This is a genomic window from Halopenitus salinus, from assembly GCF_055397165.1.
The window spans coordinates 1,465,189-1,484,149 of record NZ_AP043853.1 but is presented as its reverse complement, the minus strand read 5'-3'; the positions used below and the strand labels follow the sequence as shown (position 1 = coordinate 1,484,149).

Below are 18,961 nucleotides of genomic sequence, written 5' to 3'. Positions count from 1 at the left end.
CTTGACCCCGCCCGGTGTACACGAATCGCCGCCCTCGACCACCGGCTCCGGGAGAACCGTTTTCACTGACGGCCTCCCGGATCCGGCATGGACGAGCCAGCGGAACCGGACGCGATCGACCGCGTGGCCGAACGGGCGCCCCTGCTTTCGGAATGTGGCGAGCGGTTCCGCGAGCGCGAGCCCTTCGCTGGCCTCACCGTCGGCGTCTCGGCACCGATCACCCCCCACACCGGCCTGTTCGTCGAGACGGTGGCCGCCGGCGACGCCGCGGCGGTGCTCGTGACCGGCGAGGCGGGGACGACCCACGGCGACGTCGTCGAGCGGCTGGCGACCCACCCGCGGATTCGAGTGCGCTCCGCTCCGGGGGACGACGAGGGAACGCTTCGGGAGGAACGCCACGAGCTGCTTTCGGCCGAGCCCGATCTGATCGCCGACGACGGCGCCAACCTCATCGAGCCGCTCTGTGAGGAGCGCCCGGCGATCGCCCGCGGCGTTCGCGGCGCCTGCGAGCAGACGACCGGCGGGATCACCCGGATTCGGGCGCTCGCCGAGCGGGAGGCCGTTCCGTTTCCGATCTACGACGTCAACGGCGCGCCGATGAAGCGGCACTTCGACAACGTCCACGGCACCGCGGAGAGCTCTATCTCGGCGATCGCGAGCCTGACGAACGCCCTCGTCGCGGGCTCGAAGGCGGCGGTGATCGGCTACGGTCACTGTGGAGGCGGGATCGCGGACAAGCTTCGGGCGCTCGGGGCGCGAACGACCGTCGCCGAGATCGATCCCCGGGCCGCGCTTCGCGCGCTCGCCGACGGACACGACGTCGCGCCGGCGGCGGAGGCGGTTCAGGACGCGTCGCTCGTGATCACGGCGACCGGCCGACCCGACGTCCTCGGCCGCGAGACCTTCGAGGCGATGGCCGACGGGGCCGTCCTCGCGTCGATCGGAAGCGAGATCGAGATCGACGTCGACGCGCTCGCGGAGCTGGCGCTCGATCGCACGCGGCCGGAGCCCGGGGTCGAGCGATTCCGTCTGCCGGACGGGCGGACGATCCGGCTGCTCGCGGACGGACGGGTCGTCAACCTCGCGTCCCCGGAGGGCGCCGGAAACCCGATCGAGGTGATGGACGCGACCTTCGCGGTGATGGCGCGAAGCCTGGAGACGCTGGCCGAGGGCGTCGATCTCGCTCCGGGGCTCCACCCGGTCCCCGAGCGGCTCGATCGGGAGATCGCCCGCCGAAAACTGGCCGCGATGGACGTGACGATCGATGGACGGACGAGGTGAGGGAAGGCCTACTCGGCGTCCGCCCGTTCCGTCACGTCGATGAACGACGCCGGCGGCGCCAGGTCGCGACGCCCGCCGAGGGTTATCACGAAGAGGACGCCGACGCCGACGACGTAGGCCGCCAACACCGGGATCGTCACGAGGAACATCGTCACGATGTCGGCCGGCGTGAACGCGGCGGCGAAGGTCAACGCCGCGATGGTCACCTCCCGCCATCGGGTCCGGAAGGCCGCATACGGGATCCCCGCGGAGTTCATGATAACCATCATCACGGGGATGTCGGCGAGGACGCCGATCCCGAGCGTCGTGTAGATGATGAGCCAGAGGAAGTCGTTGATCCGGTAGGTGATCACCATCCGGGCGTCGAGCGCGTCGGTGACGAGATACGAGATGATCCCGGGCGCGATGTACGCGTACCCGAGCGCGAATCCGCCGACCAGTCCCACGGTGAGCGCGCCGACCCACGCGAAGATACGCCGCCGGTGGCCCCGGACGATCCCGCGATCCCGAAGTGCCGGCCAGGCGTAGTAGGCCACGACGGGAAGCGTGAGGAGGAGGCCGACGAGCACCGAGAACTTCACCATGAAGATGAGCGCCTCGACCGGATGGAGGGTGATCACCGTCACCTGGCCGGCGTCCAGCTGATCGGGGACCCGATCGAGGAAGTCGGCGCGAACCCCGCCGAGCCCGCCGAGGTACAGCCAGGTAAACGTCACGCCCATCACGGCGATGAACCACGCGACGATCCGGAACGACCGGGACCGCAGCGAGTCGAAGATGAACTTCAGGTCCGTGTAGTAGCCGCCGATGTCCTCCTCGTCGGTGTCCTCGGCGAAATCGTCGATGAACGTCGTGCTCGCGCGCGAGGCCCGGTCGGTGACGTTTCCGATCACGCCGCCATCCCCACCGCCTCCCCCGCTTACGCCCCCGTCCCCGCCGGAGTCCGTCGAACCGTCGGTCGACCCCGAAACGTCGAGGTCGTCGTGGAGGGCCGGGTGGGTGGTGTCGTCCGATCTGGGATCGTCCGCGGTCTCCGCGTCCCCTCCGGCATCGTCTGTTGTCCCATCGTCCGGTGTCCCGGCGTCGTCCGTCTCCGTGTCGTCCGTCGCGTCCGCCGCGTCGAACCGGTCGAGGACCGCGCGTGCGGTTTCGGGGTCGTCCTCGTCTATCGCCTCGCCCGCGATGGCAAGCGCCTCCTCCTCGCTCAGGGCCTCGAAGGCCTCCTCGGGCGCCGCACGAACGCCGGCGGCGTCGAGTTCGCGCAGGTCGATCGCGGTCGGGTCGCCGTATCGGGCGCCGGCGGCGGTCGCATCGAGGTTCCGGTAGATGGCGCCCAGGAGCGCGAGGAGGAAGAAGACCGCGGCTACGATCGTCGCGTACAGTCCGAGCACGACGGCGGGATCGAGGCCTCCCACGCCCCCGGGCGGAGAGATGCGTCGCGAGCTCCCGGCCAGCGCTATCAGATCGTTCGCCGCCTCGCGGCCGCCGTATTCGTAGAAAGCGTAGACGATCGCGGCGCCGAGGACCGTTGCGCCGGCGACGAGGTTCCAGTGTCCGCGAGCGGAGGCGACGGGGTCGATCCGGTCCGAGGAGCGTTTCGCCGTGACCACGACCTTCGCGAGATAGAGGCTGAACCCGTAGAGGGCCGTGAGCGGGACCGCCCACATGATCTGGGTGAACGGATCCGGCGGCGAGAACATCGCGCCGAAGACGAAGATGCCCACGACCGCGTGGCGCCACTTCTCCCGGAAGGTCTCATAGGAGACGATCTCGGCGTAGGAGAGCCCGGTGATCAAAAGCGGCATCTGCCCGGCGAGCCCGAAGGAGATTGACAAAAAGACGATGAACTCCGTCCACATCACGATCGAGTAGCTCGGGTTGAAGCCGGCGTCGAGCCCGAACTCCGCGAGGAACGCGAACATCACGGGGAAGAAGACGAAGTAGCCGTAGGAGAGCCCGGCGAGGAACAGGGCGGTGGCGAGGAGGCCGATCGCCGCGATCTTCCAGCGCGGGATCGGCGACTGCGGCCACATCCCGCGTTCTCGAAGGCCGTCGCGGGCGAAGTAGACGAGGACGGGGAACGCGACGACGGCGCCGACGACCATCCCGATCTTCGCCTGCAGGAGGATCACCTCGAAGGGGGTCTGTGCGATGATCTCCAGCTCCGATTCGACGTCGACGGGCATGTTCGCGGCGGTGATGCCCTTGAGCGCGTCCCAGATGTACACCCGAAGCGCGTAGAAGGTCGCGATAAAGGCGATGAGGAAGACGACGAAGACCTTCTGGAGGTCCTTTTGGACCGACCGGAGGATCGCCGCCGCCGAGTCGCGACCCGCCGAAAGCGCCTGCTGGGTGTCCTCGTCGAGCGCGCTAGCCATACCGGGTCGAACGCTCGTCCCGGTTATCAACCTTTTCGAACGCACGTCGTGGTTTTCGAACACGCCGAGGCGTCGATCGAACCGACGTCACACCCTCGTCTCGACGTCACGTCTCGAAGCCATCCAAAAAGGCCTATAATAACCCGGGGGCCAACAACGAACGAATGGGTGAGGACTCGCCTTCGCGAGAGCCGCCGGCGGACGACCCGTCGCCGGACGCCGACGACCCCTCGGTCGCCGACGCGACGACGGACGAGGACAGCGGCGGGTCCGAGGATCCGGACGAGTACCGCTCCGAGCCGGACGATCACGACGATCGCGACGGTCGTGGCGACCCCTCGACCGAAAGCGACGGGGACGACGGAGCGAACGGATCCGACGAGAACGGAAGCGACCGCGGGGCCAACGGGTCCGACGGGAACGACGACTCCGACGATGACGACGATCCGAATGGGAAACCCGACGCCACGGAAGTCGAGGACGTGACGGATGAACCGGACGACGGTGCCGGCGTTGAAAGCGGAGGCGACGCGGACGGAGACGTCGACGATGACGAGGACGAAGGCGACGAGACTGACGAGGACGCCGGATCCGGTGTCGAGGACGACGAGGACGATGAAGATGATGAAGATGACGAGGACGACGACGACGAGGATGACGACGAGGACGAGGGAGACGACGGGGATGACGACGCCGATGTGGGCGACAACGCCGACGAGGATGACGAGGCCGAAGATGCACCTCGCGGTGTGAACGAGCCGACGGTGAGGGGCGACGATCCGGACGACCCTCTCGTCGAGGGACCCGACTCCGACCAGGAGATGCCGCTGGCGGAACACATCGAGGAGATGATGCGACGGCTCGGGATCGTCTTTCTCGTCGCGGGGATCGCCGTCCTGATCGCGTTTCCCTCCTCCAGCGATCTGATCAACTACTTCTGGTCGTACCACATCCCCGAGCCGAACGCGAACCGGCCGCGGCTGTACGCGCCCCTCGAACTCGTGTTGACCCGGCTCAAGGTCGCCGGGCTTGCCGGCGTCGTCGTGGGACTGCCGGTGTTCGTCTACCAGACCTATCGGTTCATGCGTCCGGGGCTCTATCGCCGCGAGCGGCGCTACTACATCGCCGCCATTCCGACGAGTCTCGTTCTCGGGACCATCGGGATCCTCTTTGCGCACTTCCTCGTCCTGCCGGCGATCTTCAGCTACTTCACCACCTACACCTCCGATGCCGCCGTCATCGCGTTCGGGCTCGCGGAGACGTTCAACCTCATCATCGTCATGATGTCGTTCATGGCGATCGTCTTCCAGATCCCGCTTTTCATCATGCTCGCGATCATGATGAACCTCGTCACCCGCCAGTGGCTCGAGGACAAGCGGCTCATCTTCTGGGGGGTCTTCTTGGGGATCGCCTTCCTGTTCAGCCCCGACCCGACCGGGATGGCCCCGATCATCGTCACGCTCACCATGATCGTGCTCTACGAGGGCACGCTCGCGCTCCTGCGGTGGACCGGGAACTGACCGATCCGTGGCCTGATCGGCCACCGATCGGCGATCCGACTTGCGACTCGATCTGGACCCCGTCCGCCACCCCCGAACCCGGAACTCCCCGTTCCGCGAGAGGAGGGTTCTTAGGTGATGACGACGAAGACGCGTCGTAATGGCCCAGGCCGGCAATCAGGATCTCACGGAGCGGTTCATCCAGTTCTATCGGAACTACTACCGCGAGGAGATCGGCGAGTTGGCACAGCGGTATCCCAACGAGCAGCGGTCGCTGTACGTCGACTACGACGACCTCTTCCAGTTCGATCGCGACCTGGCCGAGGACTTCCGCAGCCAGCCCGAGCAGATGCGCGAGTACGCGGAGGAGGCGCTGCGGCTCTACGACCTGCCGGCGGACGTCGGGCTCGGCAAGGCCCACGTGCGGGTCGAGAACCTGCCCGACAGCATCGACATCCGCGGCATCCGCGTCCACGACAACCACATCGGCCGGCTCGTCTCCGTGCGCGGAATCGTTCGCAAGGCGACCGACGTCCGCCCGAAGATCACGGACGCCGCCTTCGAGTGTCAACGCTGCGGGACGATGACCTACATCCCCCAAAGCGACGGCGGCTTCCAGGAGCCACACGAGTGTCAAGGCTGTGAGCGACAGGGGCCCTTCCGGGTGAACTTCGACCAGTCGGAGTTCATCGACTCACAGAAGCTCCGCATCCAGGAGTCGCCCGAGGGACTGCGCGGCGGCGAGACGCCCCAGGCGCTCGACGTCAACGTCGTCGACGACATCGCCGGAAAAGTGACGCCCGGGGACCACGTCACCGCCGTCGGCGTCCTCCACATAGAGCAGGTCGAACAGGGCAACGAGAAGTCCGCGATCTTCGATCTGTACATGGACGGCGTCTCCATCTCCATCGAGGACGAGGAGTTCGAGGACATGGAGATCACGACCGAGGACAGAGCCGAGATCGTCGAACTCTCGAACGACCCGGACGTCTACGGAAAGATGGTCGAGTCGATCGCGCCCGCGATCTACGGCTACGAGGAGGAGAAGCTGGCCATGGTGCTCCAGCTCTTTTCGGGCGTGACGAAACACCTCCCCGACGGATCGCGGATCCGCGGCGACCTCCACATGCTGCTCATCGGAGACCCTGGAACGGGAAAGAGCCAGATGATCTCCTACGTCGAGAACATCGCACCCCGCTCCGTCTACACGTCCGGCAAGGGGAGCAGCGCGGCGGGCCTTACGGCCGCCGCGGTTCGCGACGACTTCGGCGACGGCCAACAGTGGTCGCTGGAGGCCGGCGCGCTCGTGTTGGCCGACAAGGGGATCGCGGCGATCGACGAGCTGGATAAAATGGACGCCGGCGATAGGTCGGCGATGCACGAGGGGCTCGAACAGCAGAAGATCTCCATCTCGAAGGCCGGCATCAACGCCACGCTCAAGAGCCGGTGTTCGCTGCTCGGCGCGGCGAACCCCAAGTACGGCCGGTTCGACCAGTACGAGCCGATCGGCGAGCAGATCGACTTGGAGCCCGCGCTCATCTCGCGGTTCGACCTCATCTTCACGGTGACCGACCAGCCGGACCCCGAACACGACAGCCGGCTCGCAAAGCACATCCTGAAGACCAACTACGCCGGCGAGTTGAACACCCAACGCGAGGAGCTCGCCACCTCGGAGTTCACGCAGGCGGAGGTCGACGGCGTCACGGAGGAGGTGGCGCCCGCCATCGACGCCGACCTGCTGCGGAAGTACATCGCGTACGCGAAGCGGAACTGCTACCCGACGATGACCGACGAGGCCAAATCCGCCATCGAGGAGTTCTACGTCGACCTCCGTTCGAAGGGCGTCGACGAGGACGCGCCGGTTCCGGTGACGGCTCGACAGCTCGAGGCGCTCGTGCGGCTGGCCGAGGCGAGCGCCCGCGTTCGGCTCTCCGATACGGTCGACCGGGAGGACGCCGAACGCTCGACGAACATCGTCGAGTCGTGTCTCAAGGACATCGGCGTCGATCCCGAGACGGGACAGTTCGACGCCGACGTGGTCGAGACGGGGACCTCGAAGAGCCAGCGCGATCGCATCAAGAACCTGAAGGGACTGATCGCGGAGATCGAAGAGGAGTACGAGGAGGGGGCCCCGGTCGATGAGGTCCTCGAGCGCGCGGGCGAGGTCGGGATGGACCCCGGCAAGGCCGAGGACGAGATCGAGAAGCTGCGTCGCAAGGGTGAGGTGTACGAGCCGACCCAAAACCACCTCCGGACCACCTAGATGGACCGGATATCCGCGATCAGGAACCTCGAGGACGCCCTCCGGGAGTTCGATCACGGCGAGGCGACCCTCGAGGAGACGGAACGACGCGCCGTCGCCGTCCTACGCACCTACGCGACGGAGTTCGAGGGGTCGACCGACGTCTACAGGGCCGTCGGGCCCGACCCCGCCGGCGGAACCGTGGTGGTCGCTCCCTCGAAGGCGGCCGCACGCGCACGGATCGCAGAACGGATCGTGTCGATGTCGGCCGCCGGGACGGACGAGTGCGAGCCGTCCGACGCTCCCGAGTTCGAGGTCGAACGGCTGTAGCCGGGGAGGTTGACACCGGAGTTCGGGACCGATAGACGTGTCGACGAACCGATCGGATTTTACGAAAACAGTAGGACTTAATTCATCGTTATTCCTCCGGGGAGGCGTGCTACTGGTGATGGTGTACTCCCGGAGGGCGCGAACCGCGCTCCGGAACGCGTGTCGGGGCCACGATGACGTCGTCGTACGGCGGTTCGGGCGTGCGGCGATCCTCGAGGAGAACGCGTACGGCGCGTTCTTGGCCCTTCGGCTGCGAGCCGAACACGGGGGGGACGTACAGATCGAGCGAACGAGGCCCTTCAACGAGTTCGAGGCGGTGGATCCGGACGTTCGCGAGGCCGCGGTCGCGTACGCGGATCGCGAATCCCCCTCGACGCCGTACGCGAAGTTCGCTGCGGGCACGCCACACCCGGATCCGGCCACCCTGCGCGAGCGGTCGCTTTGATCCGCGAACGCGACGTGGCCCCGGCGTGGATCCGCATCGGCGGGATCCGGCGATCTGGCGTGGCGATCGACCTCCGGGACGTTCCAGAGTCGATCGAGATCGAACCACCGGATCTCGTCTCCCAGCTGTTGGCCGCGATACGTCCCGCATCGGGCTGTCGTCTCGACACCCGAACCGGCGGAGTGCGTCGTGGAGCCGGAGAGATCGACATCGACGTCGACTGTGTCGCCCCGTCGACGCCGATGGCGCTCGATCGCGTCGGGTCGCGTGGATCGTTGCGTTCGACGTTCGCTGCGGCGGCGCGAACGATCGGGTGGACGTCCACCGCGGCAAGCGAGCTCGCGGACCGCCGACTGGAACTGTCACGGCTCGAGGTTCCGACCGTCGAGATCGAGGCGGCGCGGCGTCGGGTCGCCGAGACGGGCACGGACGTCGACCGACTCCGGGAGGAGATCGCGACCATTCGCGGGGAGCTCTCGACCCGGCGTGAACTCGAGGCCGATCCGGACCCCGCTCGCGAGCGCCTCGCGGAGGCGACGGCGAATCTGGCCGAGACCGAGACGGTACACATCGCGGCACGCCAGGAGCTCGAACGCGCTCGCCGACGCGCTCGACACGCACGCGACGTCCGCGAACGACGACTCCGACTCGAGGACGAGATCGGCAACCTGGAGCGGGCGGCCCGCCGGCAGCTGGCTCGCCGGCTGTCCCCCGTGGTCCACGATCGATTGGCGGGACTGCCCGTCGAGACGGCGTTCCCCGCCGAGACGTCTCCCGTCGAGTCGGACGAGGAGAGGGTCGGCGACCTTCGAGACACCCCGCTTCTCGCCGCGCTCGCCGCGAGTGCCATCGCCGGTCGGCGTGCGCCCGTGGTATCCGTCTCCGGCGGGCGTTCGAACCTCGGAGATGATCCCCTCGATGGGGCGGCGGCGTCGATCGCTCGACGATTCGGCTACCCGATCGTTCGGGTGTGACCCGGACACGCGAGACTCGAGCTTCGGGCACGCGAGCGTTGATATACGAACGGGCGGCAACGGGCGTATGGACCTGTCGTGTGCCCTCGAGACTCGGGGCGGGCTGGCGATCGTGACCGGGCGGCTTCGAAACGACGCCGACGCTCGAAAGCGCGTTCGAGTCGAGAACGCGCTCGACGGCCCCGTGTTGCCTCCCCGGCGTCGTGGCGTGCCCGAGCCGGGGTGGGACGCCGACGGATACACCTGTAGACTCGCGCCCGGATCCACGAGGGCGTTCGGATACGTCTGTGTCGCCACCCCCTCGCGTACCGAGCAGCCGGCACGGATCGATACGGTGGAACCCACGACGGGGGACCCCATCGACCATCCGACGGTCGTCGCCCGCCGAACGCTCGGCGGCCACAGACCGCCTCGGGACTGTCTCGCGCGGTCGGGCAACGACATTGGCGGCACGGCGACTCCGGCGAACTATCCGCCCGAGAAACCGGATCGAGGGGGATCTGACGCGGCTGACCGAAGACGCTTCGACGCCCTCCCGGATCGGATCGCGGATCGCCTCGATCGGCTCGAGCGGGTCGAGGAGAACACGCTCGAATCCGCGACCCGTACCGTCTCCGAGTTCGGCGGTCTTGGGTCACTCCGTCGCGAGCTCGCGGTTGGACGCGGACGTCGATCGGCTTCGAGCGCTTCGGGATCGATGCGGGACGCTGATCGAACGCCACGAGCGTCTCGAGGTGCCGACGGAGGCCCTGGAGCGGCTGGCGTGATCGTCGCCGTCGCCGGCGGCAAGGGCGGGGTGGGAAAGACCACGGTCGCCTACAACCTGGCGGCCGCACGCGCCGGTGTGGTGATCGACGCGGACCTGAGCATGGCCGACCTGCCCGAGGGGTCCGGCCCCGACCTCCACGACGTGCTCGCCGGACGGGCGACCCCGCGGGAGTGTCTCCGAGGCGGACCCGTGACCGTGTTGCCCTGTGGCCGCTCGCTGGCCGGCGCGCGAGCGAGCGATCTGCGACGGCTCTCGGGCGTCCTTCGATCCATCGAGCGGGATCACCGGACGGTGATCGTCGACTGTCCGGCGGGTCGACGGGCCGATGCGGGCGTTCCGCTGGCGGCCGCCGACCGCTGCGTGCTCGTCGTCTCCCCGCGGGCGTTCGCGCTTCCGGACGCGATCCGAACGCGCGAGATGGCGCGGCAGTTCGGAACGGGGCTGTCCGCGGTCGCGATCAACCGGGTCGTCGAGCCCCCGCCGAAGGCACGGATCGCCGACGCGCTCGGCGCGCCGGCGGAGGCGATTCCGGCGGATCCGCGCGTGGCCCGCTCCGTGATCGAGGAGCGACCGATCGTCACCGCCGCCCCGGAGAGCGAGCCGGCAGAGGCGATCACGTCGCTGGCGAGCCGACTCTAAACGCGATCGACGCGGGACGCGAAACGACGTTCGTGGGATGCGAAAAGACCGTTCGAGGGCGGACGCGAAACGACGTTCGTGGGACGGCGGAAAAACGCGGCCGGTCAATTCGGAGAACGCACGTCGTCGGTTCTCGCGTTCGCCCTATCGGATCACTCCTCGGCGATCGCCGAGGCGCGCTCGCGGAGATCGACGTACGTCTTCCGGACGGTGACCGGCGTCACGTCGGCGACCTCGGCGGCCTGCTGTTGGGTCACGTCGCCGCCCCCCTCGCGACTCGCGGTGTAGAGACACGCGGCGGCGACGCCGGAGGGGTTTCGTCCCCCGACGAGCCCCTCGTCGACAGCCGTTTCCGCGAGTTCGCGGGCGCGCGACTCGATCCACGACGAACAGTCCAGCTTCGAGGCGAACCGCGGGAGGTACTCCGCCGGATGGACGGCGCCGATCGGCAACCCGAGCTCCCGGTTCATCGCCGCGAACGCGGCCCGGTGTTCGTCCTCCGTGGCCTTCGCGGCCGCACACACCTCGGGAACGGTTCGTGCGACGTTGGCGGTTCGAGCGGCGACGTAGACGCTCGCGGACGCGAACCCCTCGATGGACCGCCCGCGAAGGAGGTCGGCGTCCTGGGCGGACTCGAAGAGCGTACACGCCCTGTCACGGACGGGGTCCGGCAGCCCGAGGACGTCGGACAGCCGACGGATCTCCGTGAACGCGTAGACGCGGTTGCGATCCCGTTTCGACCCGATCCGCGCGCGATTGTGCTGGGTCCGCATCCGGGCGATCCGACGACGTTTGCGCGAGGTCGCCCTGGTCGCCCGTCCGATCTCCGTCGAGAGTCCCCGATCGTGGCGCGCACGCGTTCGCGGCGCGCCGGTCCGTTTCGGATCGGTCGTGTCGTCCGCGAAGGAGCGCCACTCCGGCCCGTGGTCGATCCGGTCCTCCGAGACGACGAGTCCGCACTCCGAACAGACCGTTTCCGTTCCCTCAACTCTGAGACGGCCGCCACACTCCGGACAGACGGGTCCACTCACCTGAGTCGTGCTGGTCTGACTCATCACGAGTGAACCTTGGCCCCGATCGCATACTTAAACCCGGGAGGGATCGGGGGGATCAACGCCGGCGCGCGCGGTCGAACCGACCGGTCACCGATAGGTTCCGCGGACCGACGTTCCTTCGCTTCGAACCGAAGACGAATTTTTAAATACGATATCGTGGAAGCAACCGTGTGACGCTCTCGGATATCGCGGCGGGCATCGAGGTGACGGCCGAGCAACGCGACCGGGGCGCTGCGGTCGTCGACGACACCGGCGTCGATCCGATAGACCGGCTCGCGGAGCACGCCGACGCCCTGCCGTGTACCCCGGCGGCGACGGCGACGCTCGTCGAGGCCTACACCGCGGGCGCGAGCGTTGGCGAGGCCGCTCGCGAGGCGAACGTCGCCCCGATGACGGCCGCGAAGGCGCTTCACCGGTGCGGGATCGACGGACTGCATCCCCTGGCGCCGACACGTCGGGAGATCGTTCGCGAGTGGCTGTCCGGACGCTACTCGCGAAGCGACGCCCTCGCGCTCGTCGGCGGGGACGAGGCGGACTTCGCGCTTTCGACTTACATCGAGACCCACGACCCGATCCCGGAGATCGCCGAGGCGCTCTCGGCCGCGAGCGACGTCGACGGCGGCGTGTGCGCCCTCGGCGGATCGATTTCGCTCCCCGACGATCTCCGATAGACGCTCCCGCTCCTCGAGATCGCCTCCCGCAGCGATCGCCGGCGGGACCCCTCACCGAAGCCGGTCGAGTAGCCGCTCCTCCTCGAAGTCGACGTCGACGGTCGTCTCGAAGCACGTCTGGAAGGCGGCCGCCACCGCGACGGCGTACGCGCCGTTTCGTTGATCCACCACCGGACGCATCGCCGACGGATCGGGATCCGGGAGGACGGCGTCCGCCGCCGCGATCGGTTCGCCGGTCGCGATGGTGACGTCACGTTCGGCTCCGACGTCCGCGAGCCGTCCACGGAGACGCTGGAGCGCGTCGCGGCCGTGATCGGTGCCGGGCGTCACGGCGGCGACCCGCTCCGCCGCCGTGACCGCCGCGACGGCCGGATTCGTGGCCACGGGCGGCGTGTCGACGACGACGTGGTCGGCGGTCGTCCTCGCCTCCTCGATCCGGGAGGCGAGCGCCCTCGCCGGCTCCGCGGCCTTCGCCCGTGCCAGCCGTTCGAACGGGGCTCGAACCGGAACGACGGACAGCGTTCCCGGCCAGTCCCCCTCGATCCGGTAGGTCGCATCGCGCAGGGGACGGTCCGTGTCGTCGACGAGGAGGCGCGTCAGATCCGGCGCGATCCGTCCGGACACGTACTCCGAGAGCCCTTGGGTCGCGTAGGCCGCGTCCACCACCGTCACGCTCCGGCCGCAGAGCGCGCCGATGGCCGCCAACTCCACCGCGGTTCGGGTCGTCCCGGCGCCGCCGACCGCGCCCACGACCGCGAGCGTCGTCTCACTCATACGTGTCCGCAGGACGGCGCCGGGTTAAACGATCGGAACGTGGCAACGGGCGTGGCGGGACGCAGCGTCGGGCGCCTCGAACTGGAGCGTCCCTCGTCGCGGGTCAGGCCGAGCGGATGGCGTCGGCGATCGCGTCGATCTCCCCGTCCGATAGGTCCGGACGGTCCCCCGCGACCGCGTGGATGGGCGCCCCGCCGTCGCCCTCGAAGCGCGGCACGACGTGGACGTGGACGTGGGGTACCTCCTGGCCGGCGGCCTCGCCGTCGTTGATGCCGACGTTCGCGGCGTCGGCGTCGACCGCGGATCGGATCCGCGGGGTGAGCTCCGTCACCACGTCGAACACCTCGCCGGCGAGGTCGGCCGGAAGGTCGCCGATCTGGCCGTGGTGCGTCTTCGGGATGACGAGGGTGTGGCCCGGCGCGAGCGGGTTCGCATCGAGGAACGCGAGCGCGCCGTCGGTCTCGTGAACGGTTCGGGCCGGGATGTCGCCGTCGACGATCGAACAGAAGATACAGTCCTCGGACATGTCCGAGGGATCGATGCGGCGGCGTATGAAGGTTTCTGCCGCCTCGACGACGTTCGATCCTCCACGCCGTGTCTCCCGTTCGACGGTCACTTCCCGAGCGCCCCGACGGTCACTTCCCGAGCGTCCCGACGGTCACTCCTCGAACTCGGTCAACTCGGGGTCCGCGTCGTCGTCGATCTCCGCGAAGACGGTCCGGTAGGTCTCGCGGTACCGCCAGATCTTCCGAAGGAGGATGAAGCCGAAGATCCCGTCGAAGACGAGCACGTAGACGACGAACGAGGGGAGCGATCCGAGCCCGGTGACGGCGCCGATGATCCCGGCTCCGAGCCCGACCGTCGAGTTGTAGGTGGCGTGGATGAGGGCGGCGATGAGGATGCCCTTCACGACGAGCGGTCCGCGGTGGTCGGGGTTGAACTTCGCCAGACCGAGGTAGTAGCCGGCGAACGACGAGTAGATGACGTGGCCCGGGCCGGCGAACGCCCGGACCGCCGCGATCCCGTCTCCCGCGCCGAGGATCGCCAGGCTGATCCCCATGTCGACGGCGTCGACGCTCCGGGAGATGTAAAGCAGGTTCTCGATCGTGGCGAACCCCAGTCCGGCCACCGCCCCGTAGACCGCGCCGTCGATCACGGCGTCGAACCGCGCGTCCGTGTAGGCGTACAGCCGGACCGCGAGCAGCTTTACGGTCTCCTCGACCGGCCCGACGACGAGGAAGAAGAAGCCGACCTGGCCGATCGCGTTGAAGGGGCCGAACGCGCCGGTGACCGCGGAGTTGAGCACCGCCGCGAACGTCGCCGTCAACACGGCCAGCAGGAACGTGGCGACGAGAAGGGACAGCGGCTCCGTCGTGGTCGCGTCCGAGTACCACACGTAGCCGGCGATCGCCGCCGCCGGGACGGCGGAGAGTATCGTCAGGATGCGAACGATCGGATCGCCGAACGCCCCGATCGCACCGATCCCGGCCAGGATCGAGAGGGCGATCAGGATCACGAAGGCCTTCGCGCCGACCGTGATGCTCCAGTATCCGGAGACGACGACGCGATCGAGGAGCGTTCGTGGCTCCCAGGTGGCGACGTCGTAGAGGTCCATGCTCCCGTCGGACGCCGACTCGATCGGATCGGACGGATCGCTCATGCGTGTTCGCTCCATTGATCCCCATCCAGTAAGGTGTTCCTCCGGTCGGACGCATTCGACCGGCTCCCGGATCGGGTCGCCATCCGACCGCGGCCGCGAACCGCGAGGCTTCAAAACCCCGCCGTCCGTACCGCGGGTATGCACTTCGATCCGCGCACCCAGCAGGCGCTTCGGGAGGCGGGGCTGGACGCCGAGGCGATCCGGGCGGCGAGCGACCGAGCGGCGGAGCTCGTCCGCGAGGACGCCGACGCCATCGAGGCGTTCTTCGAGGACGGGGGGACGTTCCACTCGGACATGGAGACCGCACACGGCCCCGACGGCCCGGTCGAACACGTCGACCTCTACACCCACGGAGGCGACCTTCGCGGCTACCTCTCGTTCGACTCGTGGGGGGCCTACGTCGAGGACGGACGGGTCCTCTCGGAGGAGGTCGTCGAGTTGACCCTCGGACCGACGGTCCACGACCGCGTGCGCTTCGTCCGGGACCCCGCGGACCTATGAACGTCAGGATCCGCGGGATCTACGCGACGGCCCTCACGAAGCTGTTTCTCGCGGCCGGCCACGAGGTCGTCGACGCCTCGCCGCCGATCCGCGAGCGCTTTCGCGAGACGGACGGGACCGGAGTTCGCGGCCCCGCCGCCGTCGACGTCTCGATCCGGACGACGGACGACCGGGAGGGCGTCGGGGCTCACGGCGAGTTCGCGGCGGTCGAGGCCGTCGCCGATCGACTGTCAGGGGTCGGGATCGACGCGTTCGTCTGGCCGGACCCGACCCCGTTCGGGAGCGTCTTCGACGGCGAGGTGACGGAGACGCTCGGCGGCGGCGCGGTCGTCCGACTGGCGGACGACATCACGTCGATCGAGGAGCGTCTTCGCGAGCGTCGCGGGGCGGGCGACTCGACCGACGAGACGGACGATCCAACCGACGAGGCGAACGTCCCCGAGATCCGCGGACTGCCGGGCGACGACCGACCGATCGAGGGATACCTCCCCTACGGCGCGACCGACGAGCGGATCGAGGTCGGCGACACGATGCGGGTGCAGGTACGCGAGTCCGCGCCGCCGTGGGGGGACCGCCGCCCCGAGCTCGATGCGAACATTCGGGTGCCGGGGACCCTGGCGTCGCTCGTTCCCGGCGAGGGCGTGCGCGTCGAGTCCCACGACGAGGCGGCGGGCCGCGAGCTCGCGGGGATGGTCGACCTTCTCGGGCTGGAGCCGCCGGAGGGATGGGGCGTCGTCTGGCACCGTCCCGCCGTCGACGCCGGAATGGACGCGCTGGAGGCGGGGCTGTCCCGGGCCGTGGAGCGGGTCGAGGGGATCGCCGCGGCACGCGAGAGATCGGTCGACGCGCCGCGGCCACTCGCGTTCCCGGCCGCGGGCGCGTGGTGTTGGTTCGGCCGGGAGTCGCGGTTCGAACTCGACGAGCGTCGCCGCGAGGTGGCGACCACGATGCCCGGACACCACCGAGTCAAGGCCGGATCGGAGGCGGCGAGCGCCGGCGTCGACCTCGCCGAGGCGCTGTGTGGCGACGGGCTGTCGGGCGGAGCGGCGTCGGACGGGGGAGAGGGCGGTCCGGAGTTCCCGTTCGGGGTCGTCCACGACCAGTTCGGTCCGAACGAGGGCGACCGCGTCCGGATCGCCCACGGCAAGCCCGCCGGACACCTGATCGTCCTCGGCGAGGGCGAGGTGACGGAGATCGATCCCGCGGCGGGACGGGTGACCGTCGAGCGTTCGATGACCGCCGGCGGCACCTACGACGCGCTCGGCGTTCCGCGTGAGGCCGGCGACGTGGCGACCACGACGTTCACGGAGGGACGGTGGTGGTACCCCACGACCTACCGCGACGGCGACGGGACGGTGAAGGGGACCTACCTCAACGTCTGCACGCCGGTCGAGGTCTTTCCCGAGGCGGTCCGCTACGTCGACCTCCACGTCGACGTGATCAAGCGGGCGGACGGGACGGTCGAACGCGTCGACGACGACGAGTTGGCGGCGGCCGTCGACGCGGGATACGTCTCGGAGCCGCTCGCCGAGCGGGCGCGATCGGTCGCGAGCGCGATCGAGAAGGCGGTCTAGCACCGTCGAACGGGTGGTCCGCCGGTCGCCCTCGACGGCTGCACCACATCCGGTCTTCCGTCGGGCGCGCCGCTCAAGTACGTGCGCGGCCAACGGCGGACGTGAGCGACGCCGACTCCCCGCTTTCGGAGGACCGTCCCGCCGTCGATCGGTCGCTGCGGGTCGACGCCCCGTTCGAGCCGGCCGGCGACCAGCCGGCGGCGATCGAGGCGCTCGTGGAGGGCTACGAGGACGGCGCGGACGAACAGACGCTGCTCGGCGTGACGGGTTCCGGCAAGACGAACACGGTCTCGTGGGTCGCGGAGGCGCTCGACCGGCCCACGCTCGTGTTGGCACACAACAAGACGCTCGCGGCCCAGCTCTACGAGGAGTTCCGGGAGCTGTTTCCCGACAACGCCGTCGAGTACTTCGTCTCCTACTACGACTACTACCAGCCGGAGGCGTACGTCGAGCAGACGGACACCTTCATCGACAAGGAGATGTCGATCAACGAGGAGATCGATCGACTGCGCCACTCCGCGACGCGGTCGCTTCTCACCCGCGAGGACGTAATCGTCGTCGCCTCCGTCTCCGCCATCTACGGGCTCGGCGACCCGGGGAACTATCGGGAGATGGCCCTCGAGCTGTCGGTCGGCGACCGGATCGGCCGGGAGGACCTCCTCGCCGAGCTCGTCGACCGGAACTACGACCGCAACGACGTGGACTTCACCCAGGGCACCTTCCGCGTCCGGGGCGACACGATCGAGGTGTTCCCGATGTACGGCCGCTACGCCCTGCGGATCGAGCTGTGGGGCGAGGAGGTCGACCGGATCCTCAAAGTCGATCCGATGCAGGGCGAGGTCGTCTCCCAGGAGCCGGCGGCGTTGATCCACCCCGCCGAACACTACTCGATCCCCGACGGCAAACTCGAGGAGGCGATCGCGGAGATCGAGGAGCTTCGCGACAGACGGGTGCGCCACTTCGAACGCGAGGGCGACCTCGTCGCCGCCCAGCGCATCGACGAGCGCACGACCTTCGATCTGGAGATGCTCCGCGAGACCGGCCACTGTTCGGGCATCGAGAACTACTCCGTCCACATGGACGACCGCGAGGTCGGCGACCCGCCCTACACCCTGCTCGATTACTTCCCCGACGACTTCCTCACGGTGATCGACGAGTCCCACCAGACGATCCCCCAGATCAAAGGTCAGTACGAGGGCGACAAGTCCCGCAAGGACTCGCTCGTCGAGAACGGCTTCCGGCTGCCGACCGCCTACGACAACCGGCCGCTCACCTTCGAGGAGTTCGAGGAGAAGACGGACCGAACCCTCTACGTCTCCGCGACGCCCGGCGACTACGAGCGCGAGCACTCCGCGCAGGTGGTCGAACAGATCGTCCGGCCGACCCACCTCGTCGACCCGGCGGTCGAGATCGCCGACGCGACCGGCCAGGTCGACGACCTCCTCGAGCGGATCGACGACCGGATCGACCGCGGCGAGCGCACCCTCGTCACCACCCTGACGAAGCGGATGGCCGAGGACCTCACGGAGTACCTCGAGGAGGCCGGCGTCGACGTCGCCTACATGCACGACGAGACGGACACCCTCGAGCGCCACGAGATCATTCGGGACCTCCGGCTCGGCAACATCGACGTCCTCGTCGGGATCAACCTCCTCCGGGAGGGGCTCGACATCCCGGAGGTGAGCCTCGTGGCGATCCTCGACGCCGACCAGGAGGGGTTCCTCCGCTCGACGACGACGCTCGTCCAGACCATGGGGCGGGCGGCACGAAACGTCGAAGGCGAGGTCGTCCTCTATGCCGACGAGGTGACTGACTCGATGCGGGCGGCGATCGAGGAGACCAACCGGCGACGGGAGATCCAACGCGAGTTCAACGAGGAACACGGCCACACCCCGACGACGATCGACAAGCCGGTCGGCGAGACGAACCTGCCCGGCGCGAGGACGGACACGAGCGGCGTCTCGGTCGGCGACGTCGAGACCGAGGACGGCGCCAGAGAGCAGATCGAGGCGCTCGAGGAACGGATGAACGAGGCGGCGAGCAACCTCGAGTTCGAGCTGGCCGCCGACATCCGCGACCGGATCGCGGAGCTGCGGTCGGCCTTCGAACTCGAGGAGCGCGAGGAGGGGACGGTCCCCGAGCCGACCGCCGAGGAGTTTTGAGCGCCCC

The 18,961-nt window shown here is 68.7% G+C and carries 16 protein-coding genes and 1 pseudogene; 12 read left to right on the top strand and 5 right to left on the bottom strand.

Annotated features, from left to right (window positions below; translation table 11 throughout):
* Nucleotides 1-87 precede the first annotated feature (87 nt).
* Complete coding sequence (locus tag ACZ5YD_RS09275) at nt 88-1,281, top strand: adenosylhomocysteinase (RefSeq protein WP_379742768.1); 1,194 nt, start codon at nt 88-90, stop codon at nt 1,279-1,281.
* An 8-nt stretch (nt 1,282-1,289) separates the two neighbouring features.
* Here ACZ5YD_RS09275 and ACZ5YD_RS09270 read toward each other — a convergent pair whose 3' ends face one another.
* Nucleotides 1,290-3,659, bottom strand: a complete 2,370-nt coding sequence (locus ACZ5YD_RS09270; RefSeq protein WP_379742765.1) for a twin-arginine translocase subunit TatC — start codon at nt 3,657-3,659, stop codon at nt 1,290-1,292.
* A 164-nt stretch (nt 3,660-3,823) separates the two neighbouring features.
* Here ACZ5YD_RS09270 and tatC point away from each other — a divergent pair, with 164 nt between their 5' ends.
* From tatC to ACZ5YD_RS09235, 7 genes and pseudogenes are all read left to right on the top strand, one after another.
* Complete coding sequence (gene tatC / locus ACZ5YD_RS09265; RefSeq protein ID WP_379742762.1) at nt 3,824-5,179, top strand: twin-arginine translocase subunit TatC; 1,356 nt, start codon at nt 3,824-3,826, stop codon at nt 5,177-5,179.
* A 139-nt stretch (nt 5,180-5,318) separates the two neighbouring features.
* Nucleotides 5,319-7,421: a minichromosome maintenance protein MCM gene (locus ACZ5YD_RS09260; RefSeq protein WP_379742759.1), complete on the top strand. Its 2,103-nt coding sequence runs from the start codon at nt 5,319-5,321 to the stop codon at nt 7,419-7,421.
* Nucleotides 7,422-7,730, top strand: a complete 309-nt coding sequence (locus ACZ5YD_RS09255) for a DUF7854 family protein (protein WP_379742756.1) — start codon at nt 7,422-7,424, stop codon at nt 7,728-7,730. It begins immediately after the preceding gene.
* Nucleotides 7,731-7,836: 106 nt separating this feature from the next.
* Nucleotides 7,837-8,175, top strand: a complete 339-nt coding sequence (locus tag ACZ5YD_RS09250) for a DUF7855 family protein (RefSeq protein ID WP_379742753.1) — start codon at nt 7,837-7,839, stop codon at nt 8,173-8,175.
* Complete coding sequence (locus tag ACZ5YD_RS09245; protein ID WP_379742750.1) at nt 8,172-9,149, top strand: DUF7856 family protein; 978 nt, start codon at nt 8,172-8,174, stop codon at nt 9,147-9,149. The genes ACZ5YD_RS09250 and ACZ5YD_RS09245 overlap by 4 nt, the downstream gene beginning before the upstream one ends.
* A pseudogene (locus ACZ5YD_RS09240) lies at nt 9,082-9,510 on the top strand (DUF7857 domain-containing protein); the annotation flags it as partial. The gene ACZ5YD_RS09245 and the pseudogene ACZ5YD_RS09240, both read left to right, overlap by 68 nt.
* A 402-nt stretch (nt 9,511-9,912) precedes the next feature.
* Nucleotides 9,913-10,557 (top strand): nucleotide-binding protein, encoded by a 645-nt coding sequence (locus ACZ5YD_RS09235; protein WP_379743068.1) that lies wholly within the window; start codon nt 9,913-9,915, stop codon nt 10,555-10,557.
* 152 nt (nt 10,558-10,709) lie between these two features.
* On the opposite strand, the gene ACZ5YD_RS09230 is transcribed toward ACZ5YD_RS09235, so the two are convergent.
* On the bottom strand, nt 10,710-11,612 hold the full coding sequence (locus ACZ5YD_RS09230; protein WP_379742747.1) for a transcription initiation factor IIB: 903 nt from the start codon (nt 11,610-11,612) through the stop codon (nt 10,710-10,712).
* A gap of 170 nt (nt 11,613-11,782) precedes the next feature.
* On the opposite strand from ACZ5YD_RS09230, the gene ACZ5YD_RS09225 reads away from it, so the two are divergent.
* Entirely contained in the window at nt 11,783-12,283 is a 501-nt protein-coding gene (locus tag ACZ5YD_RS09225; protein WP_379742744.1) for a DUF7858 family protein, read from the top strand.
* Between the two features lie 51 nt (nt 12,284-12,334).
* Here the strand turns inward: ACZ5YD_RS09225 and ACZ5YD_RS09220 are convergent, their stop codons facing one another.
* The 3 genes from ACZ5YD_RS09220 to ACZ5YD_RS09210 all read right to left on the bottom strand — a co-directional run bounded on the left by ACZ5YD_RS09220 (nt 12,335) and on the right by ACZ5YD_RS09210 (nt 14,717).
* Nucleotides 12,335-13,057, bottom strand: a complete 723-nt coding sequence (locus tag ACZ5YD_RS09220) for a ParA family protein (RefSeq protein ID WP_379742741.1) — start codon at nt 13,055-13,057, stop codon at nt 12,335-12,337.
* 103 nt (nt 13,058-13,160) lie between these two features.
* Nucleotides 13,161-13,583, bottom strand: coding sequence for an HIT family protein (locus ACZ5YD_RS09215; protein WP_379742738.1), 423 nt, complete (start codon nt 13,581-13,583; stop codon nt 13,161-13,163).
* A gap of 132 nt (nt 13,584-13,715) precedes the next feature.
* Nucleotides 13,716-14,717, bottom strand: a complete 1,002-nt coding sequence (locus ACZ5YD_RS09210; RefSeq protein WP_379742735.1) for a PrsW family intramembrane metalloprotease — start codon at nt 14,715-14,717, stop codon at nt 13,716-13,718.
* Between the two features lie 138 nt (nt 14,718-14,855).
* Between ACZ5YD_RS09210 and ACZ5YD_RS09205 the strand changes: the two genes are divergently transcribed.
* From ACZ5YD_RS09205 to uvrB, 3 genes are all read left to right on the top strand, one after another.
* Nucleotides 14,856-15,218, top strand: a complete 363-nt coding sequence (locus ACZ5YD_RS09205) for a DUF7532 family protein (RefSeq protein ID WP_379742733.1) — start codon at nt 14,856-14,858, stop codon at nt 15,216-15,218.
* Complete coding sequence (locus ACZ5YD_RS09200; RefSeq protein WP_379742730.1) at nt 15,215-16,792, top strand: ribonuclease FAU-1 family protein; 1,578 nt, start codon at nt 15,215-15,217, stop codon at nt 16,790-16,792. Before ACZ5YD_RS09205 ends, ACZ5YD_RS09200 begins: the two co-directional genes overlap by 4 nt.
* 101 nt (nt 16,793-16,893) lie before the next feature.
* Complete coding sequence (gene uvrB, locus ACZ5YD_RS09195; RefSeq protein WP_379742727.1) at nt 16,894-18,954, top strand: excinuclease ABC subunit UvrB; 2,061 nt, start codon at nt 16,894-16,896, stop codon at nt 18,952-18,954.
* Nucleotides 18,955-18,961 lie beyond the last annotated feature (7 nt).

Coding starts and splice junctions, on each gene's coding strand:
- ACZ5YD_RS09260 (WP_379742759.1), top strand. CDS start 5,319: ATGGCCCAGGCCGGCAATCAGGATCTCACGGAGCGGTTCATCCAGTTC.
- ACZ5YD_RS09275 (WP_379742768.1), top strand. CDS start 88: ATGGACGAGCCAGCGGAACCGGACGCGATCGACCGCGTGGCCGAACGG.
- ACZ5YD_RS09215 (WP_379742738.1), bottom strand. CDS start 13,583: ATGTCCGAGGACTGTATCTTCTGTTCGATCGTCGACGGCGACATCCCG.
- ACZ5YD_RS09220 (WP_379742741.1), bottom strand. CDS start 13,057: ATGAGTGAGACGACGCTCGCGGTCGTGGGCGCGGTCGGCGGCGCCGGG.
- ACZ5YD_RS09255 (WP_379742756.1), top strand. CDS start 7,422: ATGGACCGGATATCCGCGATCAGGAACCTCGAGGACGCCCTCCGGGAG.
- ACZ5YD_RS09205 (WP_379742733.1), top strand. CDS start 14,856: ATGCACTTCGATCCGCGCACCCAGCAGGCGCTTCGGGAGGCGGGGCTG.
- ACZ5YD_RS09230 (WP_379742747.1), bottom strand. CDS start 11,612: ATGAGTCAGACCAGCACGACTCAGGTGAGTGGACCCGTCTGTCCGGAG.
- tatC (WP_379742762.1), top strand. CDS start 3,824: ATGGGTGAGGACTCGCCTTCGCGAGAGCCGCCGGCGGACGACCCGTCG.
- ACZ5YD_RS09210 (WP_379742735.1), bottom strand. CDS start 14,717: ATGAGCGATCCGTCCGATCCGATCGAGTCGGCGTCCGACGGGAGCATG.
- ACZ5YD_RS09270 (WP_379742765.1), bottom strand. CDS start 3,659: ATGGCTAGCGCGCTCGACGAGGACACCCAGCAGGCGCTTTCGGCGGGT.
- ACZ5YD_RS09200 (WP_379742730.1), top strand. CDS start 15,215: ATGAACGTCAGGATCCGCGGGATCTACGCGACGGCCCTCACGAAGCTG.